Consider the following 15,360-nt stretch of genomic DNA (forward strand, 5'->3'; position numbering starts at 1 on the left):
ACATAATAATGCTTAAGAAATTCCAATTAGGGCGAGAAATCGCAGTGTCAACTGCGGATATTGGGTGATTAAAATGTGGAAAACGCTTGTTTCTTATCTTCCAGATTGGAAAGTGTTTGTGCAAACTTTTATAGTATTTGTCGTTCCTTATGTGACCTCAAGAGTTTTTAGTTGGATCCGTACATTAGAGAAAGAGTGATGAGGATGAAAGAGAAGGAATCAAAGATGGGGCAACAAACCGATACATATCAGGATAAGCCTTTTCAAAACGTAACAGATTATTTTACAGGCGATTTTACCTTGGATCTAGAGCTTGTAAAAAAAGAAGTTAGTTATAACTCGGATGCCCACTTTCGAGAGTTTAACATAGGGGGGACAAATATTCGAGCGGCGCTTGTTTTTGTGGAGGGACTGTCGGATAAGGATCTCATTAATATGCATATTTTGAAGTCATTGATGTCTAATTTTTATGAAGAATATAAGAGTGCACCATCTTATGTGGAAGGTACCATTTCAAAAGAGTTTATTAAGAATCGCGTTCTTTCTATTAGTGAGGTAGAAGAAGTCTATTCTATAAAAGAGTTGATGGCAAAAGTGTTGATAGGTTCAACGGCACTTTTAGTTGATGGATTAGCAGGTGTATTAATTCTTGGTACAAAAAAAGGAAAAACACGCAATGTTGAAGAGCCGATATCAGAGGTGTCAGTTAGAGGTCCACGGGTAGGTTTCACAGAAGTTTTGTCTGATAATACTGCTCTTTTACGGCTACATGGCGAAAACGAGGGATTGTCATTAACAAAATTTTATGTAGGAGAGCGGGCAAAAAAAGAGTTGGTTATTGCCTATATGAAAGAGATTGCTAATTCGGAATTGGTAGAAGAGGTTAAGAAAAGAATTCAGAAAATCAATATTGATAATGTGCCAGAATCAGGATATGTGGAGCAGCTTATCGAAGATAATTACCTCAGCCCGTTTCCACAAGCACAGAGTACGGAGCGCCCTGATCGCGTCATCGCAGCGTTGATGGAAGGGCGTGTTGCGATTTTATTAGATGGAACACCTTTTGCCCTGATTGTTCCAGTTACATTTAGCATGCTGATGCAATCGCCCGAAGATTATTATGAACGTTGGATTCCAGGCACGTTTATCCGTTTATTGCGTTTTGGAGCAGCTATTATTTCTCTTTTTGCACCTGCTTTGTACATTTCCTTTATCTCATTTCATCCTGGATTAATTCCGACCAAGTTGGCTATTTCAATTCTTGGGGGACGGGAAGGAGTTCCGTTTCCTGCAATTATAGAAGCATTATTTATGGAAATAGCCATCGAAATTTTGCGGGAAGCAGGGCTACGCCTGCCTAAGCCGATTGGTTCAGCGATGGGAATTGTCGGTGGATTAATCATTGGACAGGCTGCCGTAGAAGCGGGAATTATTAGTCCAATTATGGTAATTGTAGTAGCGGCCACTGCTATTTCTTCCTTTGCGCTCGCTCATTATAGTGCGGCAATTCCACTACGGATCCTTCGCTTTGTAGCCATGTTTTGCGCTGCCATATTTGGACTATACGGAGTCATTCTGTTTTTTCTCGTTCTATGCAGTCATATAGCGAGATTGAAGAGTTTCGGCGTACCCTATGCCAGTCCAGCTGTTGTTTATCATGTAAGTGATTGGAAAGATTTCGTGATCCGCATGCCACTTCAGATGATGAAACGGCGCCCAAAAATGATGAATATGAAAGATTCGATACGAAAAGGAAGTGAAGAGGGATGATTACCAACTCTAAAGATCGAATTCCGACTTCGCAAGCGGCTGTCATTCTTATCAATTATATACTCGCAATAGGAATTCTCACCTTGCCCAGAACAGCTGCTGAGAAAGTAAACACACCAGATGTTTGGATAACCGTTATTTTAGGCGGATTAATTGCGATGGTTGCAGGGATAATCATCGTCAAATTAAGTCAACAATTCCCTGGAAAAACATTTTATCAATATAATCAAGAAATTGTAGGGAAATGGGTAGGAGCGATACTTAGTCTATTTATTATAGGTTACTTTTTTATGCTTTCTTCATTTGAAGTCAAAACGCTGGAAGGAATAACAAGTTTCTTTTTACTGGAAGGAACACCTGGGTGGGCTATTATCATGCCATTTATGTGGGTGAGTCTCTATTTAAACCTAGGCGGAATAAACTCGATAGCACGTTTATTTGAAATTATATTTCCAATTACAGTCTTTATTTTCTTGCTTACTTCCTTTATGAGCATTGGAATATTTGAGATAGACAATCTTCGTCCTGTATTAGGGTTAGGGATTATCCCAGCACTAAAAGGCTTAAAAACAACAACGCTTGCATATTCAGGTGCCGAAATCATGTTGCTCCTTTTGGCATTTATGAAACAACCACGCCAAGCTGTAAAAGTCGTTCTAATCGGAACTGCTATTCCCTTAATTTTTTATGTCATTACAGTTGTGATGGTTATAGGAACGTTTTCTGTCGATGGAGTGTTATTGAGAACATGGCCTACGATCGATCTTATGCGAAGTTTTGAACTCCCCGGTTTGATATTTGAACGGTTTGAGTCTTTGTTACTTGTGGTATGGATTATGCAAATCTTTGCAACTTACACAATCTGCTACTATGCTGCTGCTTTGGGACTGGCACAGCTCTTTAATAAAAATATTCATTCATTTTTGTATGGGTTACTCCCGGTTATTTATATCGTTGCTCAAATTCCGAAAAACATTAATGATCTATTTAAATTTGGGGATGTGATTGGTAATGCGGCGATGATATTATTTGGTATCCTACCACTGCTTCTCCTTGTAATTTCGAGATGGAGGAAGAGAAAGAATGAACCGAAGTGTGAATAATGTACGACTTCTTTTAGCTTTATCATCAGTTCTTTTACTTCTGGCTCTTACAGGGTGTTGGAGCAGTCATGAAATTGAAGAGCAGGGGTTCGCGGTAGGGCTGGCATTTGATAAAGGGAAGGAGACGAAAGTTGAGAAAGAGATAGAAGAACATGGAGGAGGTTATCGAAAAAGGAATCTTATAACATCGACCTATCAGTTTGTTAAACCAGAATTATCAGGTAAAGGAAAGGGCGGAGGGGGACAACAAAAAGCCTACATGAATGTTTCTGAAACAGGAGATTCTCTTCACCAATCGATTCGTGAAGTCGCATTAAGAAGGCAGCGTCCTATAATCTTCCATCACACGAAAGTCATTGTTGTTAGTGAAAGCCTTGCACGAATGTATAGTTTGAAGCAGTTACTGGATATTTATATCCGTGATAATGAGATGAGACCAAGTTGCCTCGTGTTAATTAGTAAGGGACGAGCTAGTGAGACATTGAAATCGAGGGAAGCAGGAGAAATTCCAGCGTTCCTTTTGCTTGGAATTGGGGATAATCAATATAGATCATCACGGATTTTACCTCCCGTGCCGCTTGCTAAATTACCAGGAAAGATACAATCAGGGGCTAGTTTTCTTTTGCCAAATGTGATTTCGGAAAATGGAGAAGTGAAATTTGCGGGAGCTGCCGTAATCAAAGGAAAGACAAAAAAGCTGCGCGGTTTTTTGAATGAAAATGAGTTAGAAGGCTTAACATGGATAACTGGGAAAGGGAAAAGCGGTCTGGTGAAAAGCTTTGATGAAAAGACAGGAAAACCCATCCTGTATGAAGTGAAATCTATGAAAAGTAAAATCCAACCCCACGTTAAAGGAAATAACATCTCTTTTGATGTGAACATCCAATCAGAGGGACGGCTGTCTGAAAACTGGGTCGCTTCAGGGGAACCTTTTGAAAATAATTTTCTAAAAAGTGTAGAAAAGTCCACGAAACAAGAAGTGAATCGATTGGTGAAGCATACATTAAAAAAGATTCAAAAGGAATATCAGGTCGATGTCGCTGGCTTCGGTAACAGATTAAAAATTGAGTATCCAAAAGTATGGAAAAAGGTCGAAAAAGATTGGGATAAAACATTTAGTAAGGCTCCAATCAAATATAGCGTAAAGTTAACGATCCAGGACTATGGTACGGAAGGATCTTAGAAGTGAGATTTTTTATTGCATGACATAGTATGAGATAAATGAAAAAATGTTGGCGGAATAGTGAGTGACCTTCCGCCAACATTTTTTATGTTTATAATTTCCTAAGGGAGGTCTTTTAGTTTGTTGTAAGGCAAGATGTAGAATTGTATAAGTATATCTTCTCTTTATAAAGCTTTTCTTATTTCGCTACTTATTGTTTTTACACGCTCTTTATAATGTAGTTCTTTCTCAGCTATTTTCAGTCGATCAATGAAAAGATTAGCTAGCATTACCGCTGTATCCAACTGATAAAACGAGCGCACAATAGGGGGAAGAGAGTCGAAAATGACCTTATTTCCATATCCTTCTTTAAATTCTTCCCAATTGATCTCATTCGTTTCTAATATTCTCATTAGGTCTAATAGTGGATGACCAATCAATGCATTATCCCAGTCAACGATTGCTTTTACTTCTCCTTTGTAACCAATGAGGTTCACAGGTCGAATGTCCATATGTAGCAATCTTTTTAAAGAATCTCCTTCTTTTAATATTTGTTCAATTTCTGTTTCCTTGGGTAATTGAATGTTACAATTCGCAATTTGATTGAATGCTTCCATTCTTGTTACAAGGCGTTTGGCGAGTAGCTTACTGCAAGGTTCTTCATTTTCATTTTGATAAGTTAAATCCTCAATCGATATATTGTGAAGCTGGTGAGCGATTTCTCCGATTTTATAGGCGGAAATAGGGACAGAATCAGTCGCCACATAATCTGAAATCAAGAAATCTAGTTCTGTAGAAAGATGTAATTCATGAACTGCTGGTACCGAAAGGCCTTTAGAAAAGAAAAAATTAGAAAGTGCAGCCTCTTTTTGTAAGGAAATTAGGCTACTAAACAACCCGTCATTTAGGTTGTTAACCTCGCGCTCCCAAGGCACATGGAAAGCTAAGGGGCCTTTTTCAGAATCGCCCCGAAAAACAATATTTTGTACACCATTTCCTATGATGTCTAAATGTTTTACTGCTAGGTCTGGATACGTGTCAGTTAATATAATGTGTAACTTCTCTTTTAATTCTTCTGCTTTAGACTGCATATGAATCATTTTATTACCTCCTTATTTGCAAGGGTTTGGTTCTGATTATTCCGTTAATTTTATGTTATCATATATGATCTTTAGAGTAATGAAATATAAGCTCCCACTTATATAAAAAGGAAAAATAAAACCAATTGCTTTTCTCCTCATTATCTGCCAAGCTTAAGAAGATAAAATACTTCAGAGAAAGAAATTATAGGTGACGAATATGATTGAAATCAAGACTTCCGCACTTAGCGATGGAGAATTTAATAGAGGAGTATTCGCAAAGCGTGATATAAAAAAGGGCGAACTTCTACACGAAGCACCCGTTATCTCTTATCCGAATGAACAGCATGAGTTTATAGAGAAAACATTACTTGCTGACTACGCATTTGAGTATGGAGTGAATCATACGGCAATTCTTTTAGGTTACGGTATGTTATTTAATCATTCTTATACGCCGAATGCGACGTATGAGATCGTTTTTGAGAATCACACGTTTAAATTCTTTGCTTACAAGGATATAAAAGCAGGAGAAGAAATTCTGATCAACTATAATGGTGATGTTGATGATGATGAATTATTATGGTTTGATAGGGAAAAAGAAGAAAACGATAAATAATTAAGTGTAAAAAGAGCACATTCGATTGGATGTGCTCTTTTGTATGGAATAAAAATAAATATTTGAAACCAAACTGTACTTTCATCTATCTAATAAAGTGAAAGGAGGGGATACGATGGATGAAATAAAATTAGTCAAAAAGGCAAGAAAAGGTGACGATGCAGCTTTTGAACAGCTTATTAGCCTATACCAAGATCAGTTGTACCGCACTGCTTATCTGTATGTACAAAATAAAGAAGATGCACTGGACATTGTACAGGAAACAGTATATAAAGCGTACTTATCCATAGATCAATTAAAGAAACCAAACTATTTTTTGACATGGTTGACACGTATTCTTATACATAATGCTTATCAGTTACTAGGTGAAAAGAAAAAAGTGACGAAGATAGAGGATGGAAGAGAAGCGGATACATACGGCGGGATGCCAAACAAATTACATCAAATTGAACAAAATATCGATTTGCAGGAAGCAATTCAAAGGTTGGATGAAAATTACCAAACAGTAATCATCTTATATTATTATTATGATCTTCCAATTAATCAAATTGCTTGGCAAATGAATATACCAGAGGGAACAGTAAAGACGTATTTACACCGGGCAAGAAAATCTCTAAAAAAATTATTAGGGGGGAGTGATGAGAATTGGATAAGCAGTGGTTTAATGATGAAATAAATAAAGTCGATGTTCCGAAACAAGAATTGAATCTGACTATACAAAAAGGGATTGCTAGGGCGAAGGCGGAAAAACCAGTTAAAAAGATATATAAGAGGAGAAAAATTGCTTTGTTAACTGCCGCTTCAATCTGTATAGGTGTACTAGGCTCTGGATTTGTGTTTCCACAAATGAGCCGTGTCTTGGCGGAAGTTCCGATTATCGGGAAAATTTATTCGCATTTTCATGATACAATTGGTCAAAATCTGTCGGCAAGTAAGCTTGTAACAGAGTTAAATCAGCAGGCGGTGAGCAATGGGATTAGCGTAACAATGAATAGTGTTTATTATGATGGTGGTAGAATTGGCGTTACGTTTAAAGTAGATAATCCAGATCAAGTAGAGATCAGGCATAATTCTGCTAGAGGCTTTTACTATGATTTTAAACTTGTTGATGGAAGCCAAAAGTGGGGGAGGGCAGCTTCATTTGATGGCAAAATAACAAAAGACGGTTGGTTTGGGAATATTCACATTGATTATCCAGAAAAAGAGCTTCCCCAAAATACAACGTTACCCATTACGATTACATCTATCGGGGACACAAAAGGGTTTTGGAAATTTGATATCCCTGTACAGCAATTAGAAAATAAAATCATTAACCCTCAGCAATCCGTAAGTAGTGAAGATAAAGAACATACATTTAACTTTGAAAAGATTACGCTCGGAAAAGAATCCGTTGCTATCGACTATAAAGCAATATATCCACCTGCTGGAGAAAATGATTTAGCGAGAATTGGAAAAGTAACTGACGATAAAGGAAATGAAATTGATTTTAACACGTCAGGTATTGAATTTGGAAGAGAAAAATTTGGAAATCAGATAGAATCTAATGAACGATCTATTTTCGGGAAAATTCCAGAGGGAGCGGAATTTATTACGCTACATCCGAATGTGAGATTATCTGAAAAGCCGTCTATTCAGGCTTTAAATCAAAAGACGCCATTTGAAATACAAAGTACTCGTAGCGATTTGAAGATTGTCGTGAATAAAATTCAGCATAAAAAACAGCGATTAATTGTGCAATATACACTTCAAAATGCCGATACAAAACATAAGTCTATGGATGAATTGGTCAATTGTGGAGAAGTTATGAATTTAATTGATTCTTCATATGTAGATAAGGAATTTGCACCAATTGGTCATGTTATAAAAGGAAGCGATGTAAAGGTATTGAATAAGGAAAAGCTACAATTCCAAGCGACATTTAAGTTGGATGGGGAATATGGTGTAAAGAATTTTAGTCTAAAAAATTATGTGCTAGAAGTAGCAATGTCACCATATCATCCTGAAAAGCCATTACCACCAGTTCAAATTCAATTAAAGTAATCGAAAAAAGGATGCCCTTAACATATAAGGAGGCATCCTTTTATATTACAAAAGCCTTACAGTTTTGTAATGTCTATTTTTGATGTGACAAAATATAGACATTTTTATCAGTTTGAAAAGTTCCATCTTTAAACATATTTTTTCACATTGACATGCGATATAATAGAGTTTTGTAAAGGAAGAGATTAGATTTTAAATTTTTCTATCTTAAACTTGGTTATATCGGAAAATTTTTGAAGGTAAAGTTTTCTTCTCGATTTTTTGATAAGATAGAGACGGAAGTTATCTTACAAAACTATTTAGGTAATCTATGTGATGGCCGATTATCTACTTATTTTCAGCATGGCATTACATGTAGTGTAGTGAATGAACTTGTAAGCGGAATGGAAGAAAATAAGAGAAATGGTTTTAAAAATGCCGAAACTATATATCCATTTTGATTTTCCACCATATAAATCGCTGCTATGAAGAACAAAAGGTGACCTGTACTCATTTTCTCCTTTTGTTTTAACTTTGCAGGGGGCAGGAAGAGGGGCTGACCGCTTCTATGCATGGCTAGACGCCCTCTCTCACCTAAAAAGAAAGATTTTATGTCGGTTTTTCAATTTGTATTTATATATCGAGAGGATAGGCCATTAATTATTAATAGAAATAGAGGAATCATAGAATGAATATGCAGGAAGTATATAAATATTTACGTACAGTATTACCAGAAGAACATGTAAAACAAGATGAGATGTTAAAGAATCATACGCATATAAAAGTAGGGGGAAAAGCAGATGTGTTTGTACAGCCTACTACCTATACTGAAATTCAACAAGTTGTACAGTATGCAAATAAACACAACATTCCAATTACGTTTTTAGGAAACGGCTCGAATGTCATTATAAAAGACGGTGGTATTCGTGGGATTACATTAAGTTTGACTCATATTACGGATGTTACTGTGAACGAGCAGACAATTGTAGCACAAAGTGGTGCAGCGATTATTGATATATCAAGAATAGCATTAAAGCATTCTTTAACAGGTCTTGAATTTGCTTGTGGTATACCAGGGTCTGTTGGAGGGGCTTTATATATKAATGCAGGTGCATACGGTGGTGAGGTAGCATATGTATTAACAAAAGCGGTTGTCATGACAAAAGAGGGAGAGCTAATTACTCTTTCAAAAGACGACTTTGATTTTGGATATCGTAAAAGTACATTTGCCAATAATCATTACATCATACTTGAAGCTACATTTGAACTTGAGAATGGTGTATATGAAGAGATTAAAGAAAAAATGGATGATTTAACGTATAAAAGAGAATCGAAACAGCCATTAGAATATCCTTCATGCGGTAGTGTTTTCAAGCGTCCGCCTAATAACTTTGCTGGTAAGCTTATTCAAGACTCTGAGCTACAAGGAACGCGAATTGGCGGTGTGGAAGTTTCAACAAAACATGCTGGATTCATGGTAAACGTTGATAATGGAACGGCGCAAGATTATATCGATTTAATTCATTTCGTTCAAAAGACAGTTAAAGAGAAATGTGGTGTTACGTTAGAAAGAGAAGTAAGGATTATTGGAGAAGATTTAAATTAAATAATTTCTAAAAAAGTTTTTGGGTATAATTGACAATATGCTTTTCATTCACTATAATGGCTATAATTTAACATATTCAATACGTTGAAAGAGCCTAGTAGCAGTTTGTCACTGTTGTCGAGAAAGCTAGGGGTTGATGGAACCTAGCACAAACAAACTTGTGAATTACACTCTGGAGTATCTTAGGTAATGCTAAGCGGAGTAGCAATCGATATTATTGCTAAGAGTGGCATGAATAGTAGTATGATACTATTTGTGCAATCTGGGTGGTAACACGGTTCATAATCGTCCCTATGTCTAATGTAGACATAGGGGCTTTTTGTTTTTTAATTGGAATTTTAAATAGTAAAGGGGATGGGAAGACATGAACATTATTGATGAATTAGAATGGCGCGATGCCGTTAATCAACAAACTGATGCAGACGGATTACGTGAATTAATAGAAGAGAAAAGGATTTCCTTGTACTGTGGTGTAGATCCAACTGGTGAYAGTATGCATATYGGACATTTRATTCCGTTTATGATGATGAARMGATTYCAATTAGCTGGMCATCATCCKGTTATTTTAATTGGAGGAGCAACAGGAACAATTGGCGATCCAAGTGGACGACAAACAGAGCGTCAGTTACAAACATTAGCACAAGTGCAACATAATGTGGATGCTTTAACAGCACAAATGAAAAAGCTATTTGACTTTGGCGGTAATAGTGAAGTGAAAATGGTAAATAACTATGACTGGACGCATCAAATCAATATTATCGAGTTTTTACGAGACTACGGTAAAAACTTTAGTATAAATAGTATGTTAGCGAAAGATATTGTAGCAAGCCGTCTAGATACGGGGATTTCATTTACAGAATTCACATATCAAATATTACAAGCGATGGATTTCCATCACTTATACAAAGAAGAAGGTGTCCAATTACAGATCGGTGGTAGCGACCAGTGGGGAAATATTACGAGTGGTTTAGATTTAATTCGTAAATTAGAAGGGCATGAAGCAAAAGTATTTGGGTTAACAATTCCATTGTTATTAAAGTCAGACGGTACGAAATTCGGTAAGTCAGCAGGCGGAGCAGTTTGGTTAGATCCTGAAAAAACAACGCCATTTGAATTCTACCAGTTCTGGGTGAATACAGATGACCGTGATGTGGTTAAATACTTGAAATACTTTACGTTCTTAACGAAAGAGAGAATTGATGAATTAGTAGTTAAAGTGCAAACAGAGCCACATAAGCGTGAAGCGCAAAAAGTGCTAGCAGAAGAAATGACGAAATTTGTTCATGGTGAGCATGCACTGTCCCAAGCACTAAAAATTACAGCAGCATTATTTAGTGGGGATATTCAATCATTAACTGCGGATGAAATTGAACAAGGATTTAAAGATATGCCGACTTTCCATGCTTCAAAAGAAACAAAAAATATCGTTGAGTGGTTAGTTGATTTAAGAATTGAACCTTCTAGACGTCAAGCCAGAGAAGATATTAATAATGGAGCTATTTCTATGAACGGTGAAAAAGTGACGGATGTGAATACAAATGTTACAGCAGAAAATTCATTCGATGGAAGATTTGTTATTATCCGTAAAGGTAAAAAGAATTACAGCTTGGTGAAATTAGGAGAAGAAAGTTTGTTATAGAGTAGAAGTGAGGAGATATCCTCATTTCTACTTTTTTACTATACACAATTTCGCCACAAAAAAATCAGTATATTAAGACTATTATAGAGGTTTGTCGAGCCTTTTTGTCGAATAAAAATAATATATAAATCGCTGCCACAAAGAACAAAAGGAGCCTTGCACTCATCATCTCTCTTTGTTTTAAAATTGGCATGGGGCAGAAAAAGGCCCTGACCGCTCCTATGCATGGCTGGATGCTCTCTCCCATCTAAAAAGAAAGCTTTTAAAAATAAAAAAGCCCGAATCATGATTCGGGCTAGTAAACGGATTAGTAAGCTAAGCTGAATAATCCTTTAATGTGTGATAAGTAACGAACGTTACTTGCTTCTTTCATTAATGATGCTGGTAAGCCTTTAAGTGGAGTTGAGCTTGCTCCGATTGTAGCAACAGCATCTTTACGACCTAGACTTGCAAGTGTTCCAGAGTTTACTGGTGCAAACTCTTCGAATGCTTTGCCTTCTAGTGCTGCGTATAAGTTGTATCCAATTAACTCACCCATTTGCCAAGCGATTTGTGCAGTTGGTGGGTATGGGCGACCTTCTGGACCGAAGACAACAGCGCTGTCTCCAGCAACGAATACGTCTTTGTGAGAAGTAGATTGTAGGTATGCATCAACAGTTGCACGGCCACGGTTTACTTCAAGACCTGATTCACCGATTAATGGGTTACCTTGTACGCCACCTGTCCAAACGAATGTGTTTGCAACGATTTTTTGACCGTCTTTTAAGTCGATTTCATTGCCAGCAACGTTTGTTACAGGAAGACCTGTTAAGAATGTAACACCGCGTGCTTCTAAGCTAGTAGTTGCACGTTCAATTAAATGGTCAGGTAATACTGGAAGGATTTTTGGACCTGCTTCAACAAGAAGTAATTTTACTTCTTTAGGGTTTACGCCGTGGCTTTTTGCAAGTTTAGGCATAATGTCAGCAAGCTCACCAACTAGCTCAACGCCAGTTAATCCGCCACCACCGATTAAGATTGTAGCATCAGCTTCGTTTTTCGTTTTAGCGTATTCGCGAATACGGTCTTCAACGTGTTTGTAGATTTTGTTTGCATCAGCAGCAGATTTTAATACCATGCTGTTTTCTTCTAGTCCTGGAATGCCGAAGTAAGCAGTTTTACTTCCTAAAGCAACTACAAGTGCATCGTAAGATAAAGTAGTGCCACCAGCTAGTTTAATTTCTTTGCTATCAACTGAGAATGACTCAACTGTTGCAATTTTAAGATCGATGTCTTTGCCTTTGAAAAGTTTTTCAAGTGGCATTGCAACTGCTTGTTCAGAAACGTTACCTGCTGCTAGGCGGTGTAATTCTGTAATGATTTGGTGTGTTGGGTATTGGTTRATYACTGTAACTTGTGCTTCTGATTTGCTGTAATATTTACGTACRTTTAAAGCRGCAAGAAGWCCGCCATAACCAGCGCCTAAGATGACAATTTGTTTTGACATAGTATGATATCTCCCGTCTTTACTAATTGTTGTTATAAGATAAATTATTTATTATTGCGTTCTGCACTAATTTGAAGATAAGCATTGATAAAACGGAACATTTTTTGTGCTTGTGGATCTTTTAGTAATTTTAACAGACCGAAAAGACCGATAACTTCAGAGCTTTCTTCAGCACGATCTTTTGCTTCGATAGCAGTTGCTGCCATGCTTTTCACTGTATCTTTTACAGGTTCTACAATCTCTTGGATTGCGCCAACAGTGTCGCTTTTTAATACTTCGTCAGTAGCAACAGTTTGAGCGAAGTCATAAGACTTAGTTAAAATGTTAACAAGCTCAGTTAATTTTGGAAGCTGTTCTACTAGTGTAGTTAATGACTCTTGTACCTCAGGTTTTAACAACTGATCAAGTACATCAAGTTGTCCTTGGCTAGCAGAAATTTGTAAAGATTCTTGTTCAGGCTTTGTTTGAGTGATAGTTTCTGGCATCTCCAATTCTCCTTTACGATAGCAATACTCTTATTTTTTTAGAAATAAAACATTCCTATTACAGGTAAGCGCTAGCAAAAATTTGCGAAACTTTATGCAAAGCTTCACAAAACGCAATAAAATGCCTTTAAATTTATGATTACAAGTAGAAGGCAATCATAAATCTAAAACCATAATTTCTTACCTATTATTTATGAACTTGTCCGATACATGGCTTGTCCCTATAATGGAAAGTTCCTTTATCGGAAAGTGTATATAATATATATCCTTTATTATATACTATATACACCCAGGTTAACATAAAAATGATCCCTAATTATTTGACTTTGAGTCCATAACTTAGTATTAGCAAGGGAAAAAAGCATATATTTTATTTTACTGTTACCTAAAATGTACTGAATTATAGAGAGGAAAAGGAAAAAATGAGCAAATGAATGTTCATTTTTTCCTTTTTTTCTGATTAAGATTGATTTGTTTGCGGGATAAGCATGGACGAATCCCCATTCTTTTCTAGGTGACATTCACCCCAAGTGCAAAGAGAATCAAGAATTGCTTCTAAAGACCAACCATAGTCAGTAAGAGAGTACTCAACTTTTGGTGGGACTTGATTATAAACCTTCCTTTGAATAACTCCATCTTCTTCTAATTCACGTAATTGTTGTGTGAGCATCTTTTGCGTAATGCCAGGCATTAAACGCTTTAATTCACTTGTTCGTTTTGTTCCTTTTGTTAAGTGACAAAGAATAACGACCTTCCATTTTCCGCCGATTACTTCTAAGGTTGCTTCTACAGGAATATTATATTTCTTCATAATTACAACCTCCGTTAAAAAATTTTTATACTCACATATGGAAATTTTTCCTTATGTTACTTTTTAGTGCCTATAGTACTTTAAAGTACGTACTGTTTTTCATATTAAACATGTTTCATAATAGCATACGTAAGAGGCAGATGAGTAATACGGTACCAAAAAGTAACTATGTTACCTTTTGGTATCTATAGTACTTTAAAGTGCGTTCTTTCGAAAAAGAATGAAACCATTCATAATAGCAGTTGTGAGCAGTAAAACTGTGTTTATTAGCAGATAAAAGGGCCTTTTTATCATACTATTATGATTGGATTTCTCATATTAAGGAGGAATTCGATTGAGTTCATATACAGTACCGTCTTCAGATGTTCAAACAAATAGAAGAAGTGTGTTTGCTTTATTAGCATTAGCGATTAGTGCGTTTGGCATTGGTACAACTGAATTTATTAGCGTCGGTTTATTGCCATCTATTTCGAACGATTTACATGTTTCAGTTACAACAGCAGGTTTAACCGTGTCTTTATATGCGCTAGGAGTAGCATTTGGCGCTCCTGTATTAACGTCGTTGACAGCTAGTATGTCACGGAAAACATTATTAATGTGGATTATGATTGTTTTCATTATTGGTAATGGTATTGCAGGAGTGGCAACAGGCTTTGGTGTACTGCTTGTTGCGAGAGTTGTATCTGCATTTGCGCATGGAGTATTTATGTCGATAGGTTCAACAATCGCTGCAGCTCTTGTACCAGAAGATAAACGTGCTAGTGCAATTGCTTTTATGTTCACAGGCTTAACAGTCGCAACTATCACAGGTGTACCAATTGGAACATTTATAGGTCAACAATTTGGCTGGAGAGCTTCGTTTATGGTTATCGTAGCAATTGGAATCGTTGCCCTTATCGCAAACAGTTTGTTAATTCCATCTAGTTTAAAAAAAGGTACGTCTGTATCATTTCGCGATCAATTTAAATTAATAACAAACGGAAGACTATTACTTGTTTTCGTAATTACCGCATTAGGGTACGGCGGAACATTTGTAACATTTACGTACTTGTCTTCATTATTACAAGAGGTGACAGGGTTTAAAGCAAGTACAGTTACAATCATTTTGTTAGTATATGGGATTGCAATTGCGATTGGGAATATGATTGGTGGAAAACTATCGAACCATAATCCAATTCGTGCATTATTCTATATGTTTTTCATTCAAGCGATTGTGCTATTCGTACTCACATTTACGGCGCCGTTTAAAGTGGCGGGGCTTATTACGATTATTTTAATGGGATTATTCGCGTTTATGAATGTTCCAGGATTACAAGTGTATGTTGTGATATTAGCTGAACGCTTTGTTCCGAGCGCTGTAGATGTTGCTTCTGCAATTAACATTGCCTCCTTTAATGCAGGGATTGCTCTTGGGGCTTACCTTGGTGGCATTGTAACGAATTCATTAGGGTTAATTCATACAGCGTGGGTCGGCGCAATTATGGTAGTTGGTGCAGTCATATTAACGGCATGGGGTATGGGATTAGAAAAACGAGATCAGGCAAAAAGTTAGTATTCATAAGTGAACCATATTATACAAATAAA

The 15,360-nt window shown here is 36.7% G+C and carries 13 protein-coding genes and 1 other annotated feature; of the genes, 9 read left to right on the top strand and 4 right to left on the bottom strand.

The genetic code is table 11. The annotated features are described in order from the left end of the window. Nucleotides 1-225 precede the first annotated feature (225 nt). The 3 genes from AC1DIT_RS01240 to AC1DIT_RS01250 are packed head-to-tail and all read left to right on the top strand — an operon-like array spanning nucleotide 226 to nucleotide 4,056. Entirely contained in the window at nucleotides 226-1,770 is a 1,545-nt protein-coding gene (locus tag AC1DIT_RS01240) for a spore germination protein (protein WP_016112469.1), read from the top strand. Beyond that, on the top strand, nucleotides 1,767-2,873 hold the full coding sequence (locus tag AC1DIT_RS01245; protein ID WP_016112468.1) for a spore germination protein: 1,107 nt from the start codon (nucleotides 1,767-1,769) through the stop codon (nucleotides 2,871-2,873). The genes AC1DIT_RS01240 and AC1DIT_RS01245 overlap by 4 nt, the downstream gene beginning before the upstream one ends. After that, the gene (locus tag AC1DIT_RS01250) at nucleotides 2,854-4,056 is read left to right on the top strand and encodes a Ger(x)C family spore germination protein (RefSeq protein ID WP_016132392.1); all 1,203 of its coding nucleotides are present in this window, start codon (nucleotides 2,854-2,856) and stop codon (nucleotides 4,054-4,056) included. Before AC1DIT_RS01245 ends, AC1DIT_RS01250 begins: the two co-directional genes overlap by 20 nt. A 164-nt stretch (nucleotides 4,057-4,220) precedes the next feature. On the opposite strand, the gene AC1DIT_RS01255 is transcribed toward AC1DIT_RS01250, so the two are convergent. After that, complete coding sequence (locus AC1DIT_RS01255) at nucleotides 4,221-5,135, bottom strand: phosphotransferase family protein (RefSeq protein ID WP_016112466.1); 915 nt, start codon at nucleotides 5,133-5,135, stop codon at nucleotides 4,221-4,223. Nucleotides 5,136-5,334: 199 nt separating this feature from the next. Between AC1DIT_RS01255 and AC1DIT_RS01260 the strand changes: the two genes are divergently transcribed. The 5 genes from AC1DIT_RS01260 to tyrS all read left to right on the top strand — a co-directional run bounded on the left by AC1DIT_RS01260 (nucleotide 5,335) and on the right by tyrS (nucleotide 10,994). Further along, nucleotides 5,335-5,730 (top strand): SET domain-containing protein, encoded by a 396-nt coding sequence (locus AC1DIT_RS01260; protein ID WP_003201985.1) that lies wholly within the window; start codon nucleotides 5,335-5,337, stop codon nucleotides 5,728-5,730. Nucleotides 5,731-5,845: 115 nt separating this feature from the next. Next, nucleotides 5,846-6,406: a sigma-70 family RNA polymerase sigma factor gene (locus AC1DIT_RS01265; protein ID WP_016112465.1), complete on the top strand. Its 561-nt coding sequence runs from the start codon at nucleotides 5,846-5,848 to the stop codon at nucleotides 6,404-6,406. Further along, the gene (locus tag AC1DIT_RS01270; protein ID WP_016112464.1) at nucleotides 6,376-7,770 is read left to right on the top strand and encodes a DUF4179 domain-containing protein; all 1,395 of its coding nucleotides are present in this window, start codon (nucleotides 6,376-6,378) and stop codon (nucleotides 7,768-7,770) included. The genes AC1DIT_RS01265 and AC1DIT_RS01270 overlap by 31 nt, the downstream gene beginning before the upstream one ends. Before the next feature lie 667 nt (nucleotides 7,771-8,437). Further along, on the top strand, nucleotides 8,438-9,355 hold the full coding sequence (gene murB / locus AC1DIT_RS01275) for a UDP-N-acetylmuramate dehydrogenase (protein WP_476998013.1): 918 nt from the start codon (nucleotides 8,438-8,440) through the stop codon (nucleotides 9,353-9,355). 75 nt (nucleotides 9,356-9,430) lie between these two features. Next, nucleotides 9,431-9,651, top strand: a binding site (T-box leader). 68 nt (nucleotides 9,652-9,719) lie between these two features. Next, on the top strand, nucleotides 9,720-10,994 hold the full coding sequence (gene tyrS / locus AC1DIT_RS01280; RefSeq protein WP_016112460.1) for a tyrosine--tRNA ligase: 1,275 nt from the start codon (nucleotides 9,720-9,722) through the stop codon (nucleotides 10,992-10,994). A 307-nt stretch (nucleotides 10,995-11,301) separates the two neighbouring features. Here the strand turns inward: tyrS and AC1DIT_RS01285 are convergent, their stop codons facing one another. From AC1DIT_RS01285 to AC1DIT_RS01295, 3 genes are all read right to left on the bottom strand, one after another. Beyond that, a complete protein-coding gene (locus AC1DIT_RS01285) occupies nucleotides 11,302-12,480 on the bottom strand; it encodes an NAD(P)/FAD-dependent oxidoreductase (RefSeq protein ID WP_016112459.1) in 1,179 nt (392 codons plus the stop codon). A 44-nt stretch (nucleotides 12,481-12,524) separates the two neighbouring features. After that, nucleotides 12,525-12,965, bottom strand: a complete 441-nt coding sequence (locus AC1DIT_RS01290; RefSeq protein ID WP_003201998.1) for a DUF1641 domain-containing protein — start codon at nucleotides 12,963-12,965, stop codon at nucleotides 12,525-12,527. A gap of 460 nt (nucleotides 12,966-13,425) precedes the next feature. After that, a complete protein-coding gene (locus AC1DIT_RS01295) occupies nucleotides 13,426-13,776 on the bottom strand; it encodes a winged helix-turn-helix transcriptional regulator (protein ID WP_016112458.1) in 351 nt (116 codons plus the stop codon). 334 nt (nucleotides 13,777-14,110) lie between these two features. Here AC1DIT_RS01295 and AC1DIT_RS01300 point away from each other — a divergent pair, with 334 nt between their 5' ends. Continuing rightward, a complete protein-coding gene (locus tag AC1DIT_RS01300; protein ID WP_016112457.1) occupies nucleotides 14,111-15,328 on the top strand; it encodes an MFS transporter in 1,218 nt (405 codons plus the stop codon). Nucleotides 15,329-15,360 lie beyond the last annotated feature (32 nt).

It is taken from the genome of Bacillus sp. 05T22 (assembly GCF_056396765.1).

Excerpts from the sequence above, each read along its gene's own strand:
- AC1DIT_RS01240 (WP_016112469.1), top strand. The coding sequence starts at position 226 with ATGGGGCAACAAACCGATACATATCAGGATAAGCCTTTTCAAAACGTA.
- AC1DIT_RS01245 (WP_016112468.1), top strand. The coding sequence starts at position 1,767 with ATGATTACCAACTCTAAAGATCGAATTCCGACTTCGCAAGCGGCTGTC.
- AC1DIT_RS01250 (WP_016132392.1), top strand. The coding sequence starts at position 2,854 with ATGAACCGAAGTGTGAATAATGTACGACTTCTTTTAGCTTTATCATCA.
- AC1DIT_RS01255 (WP_016112466.1), bottom strand. The coding sequence starts at position 5,135 with ATGATTCATATGCAGTCTAAAGCAGAAGAATTAAAAGAGAAGTTACAC.
- AC1DIT_RS01260 (WP_003201985.1), top strand. The coding sequence starts at position 5,335 with ATGATTGAAATCAAGACTTCCGCACTTAGCGATGGAGAATTTAATAGA.
- AC1DIT_RS01265 (WP_016112465.1), top strand. The coding sequence starts at position 5,846 with ATGGATGAAATAAAATTAGTCAAAAAGGCAAGAAAAGGTGACGATGCA.
- AC1DIT_RS01290 (WP_003201998.1), bottom strand. The coding sequence starts at position 12,965 with ATGCCAGAAACTATCACTCAAACAAAGCCTGAACAAGAATCTTTACAA.
- AC1DIT_RS01295 (WP_016112458.1), bottom strand. The coding sequence starts at position 13,776 with ATGAAGAAATATAATATTCCTGTAGAAGCAACCTTAGAAGTAATCGGC.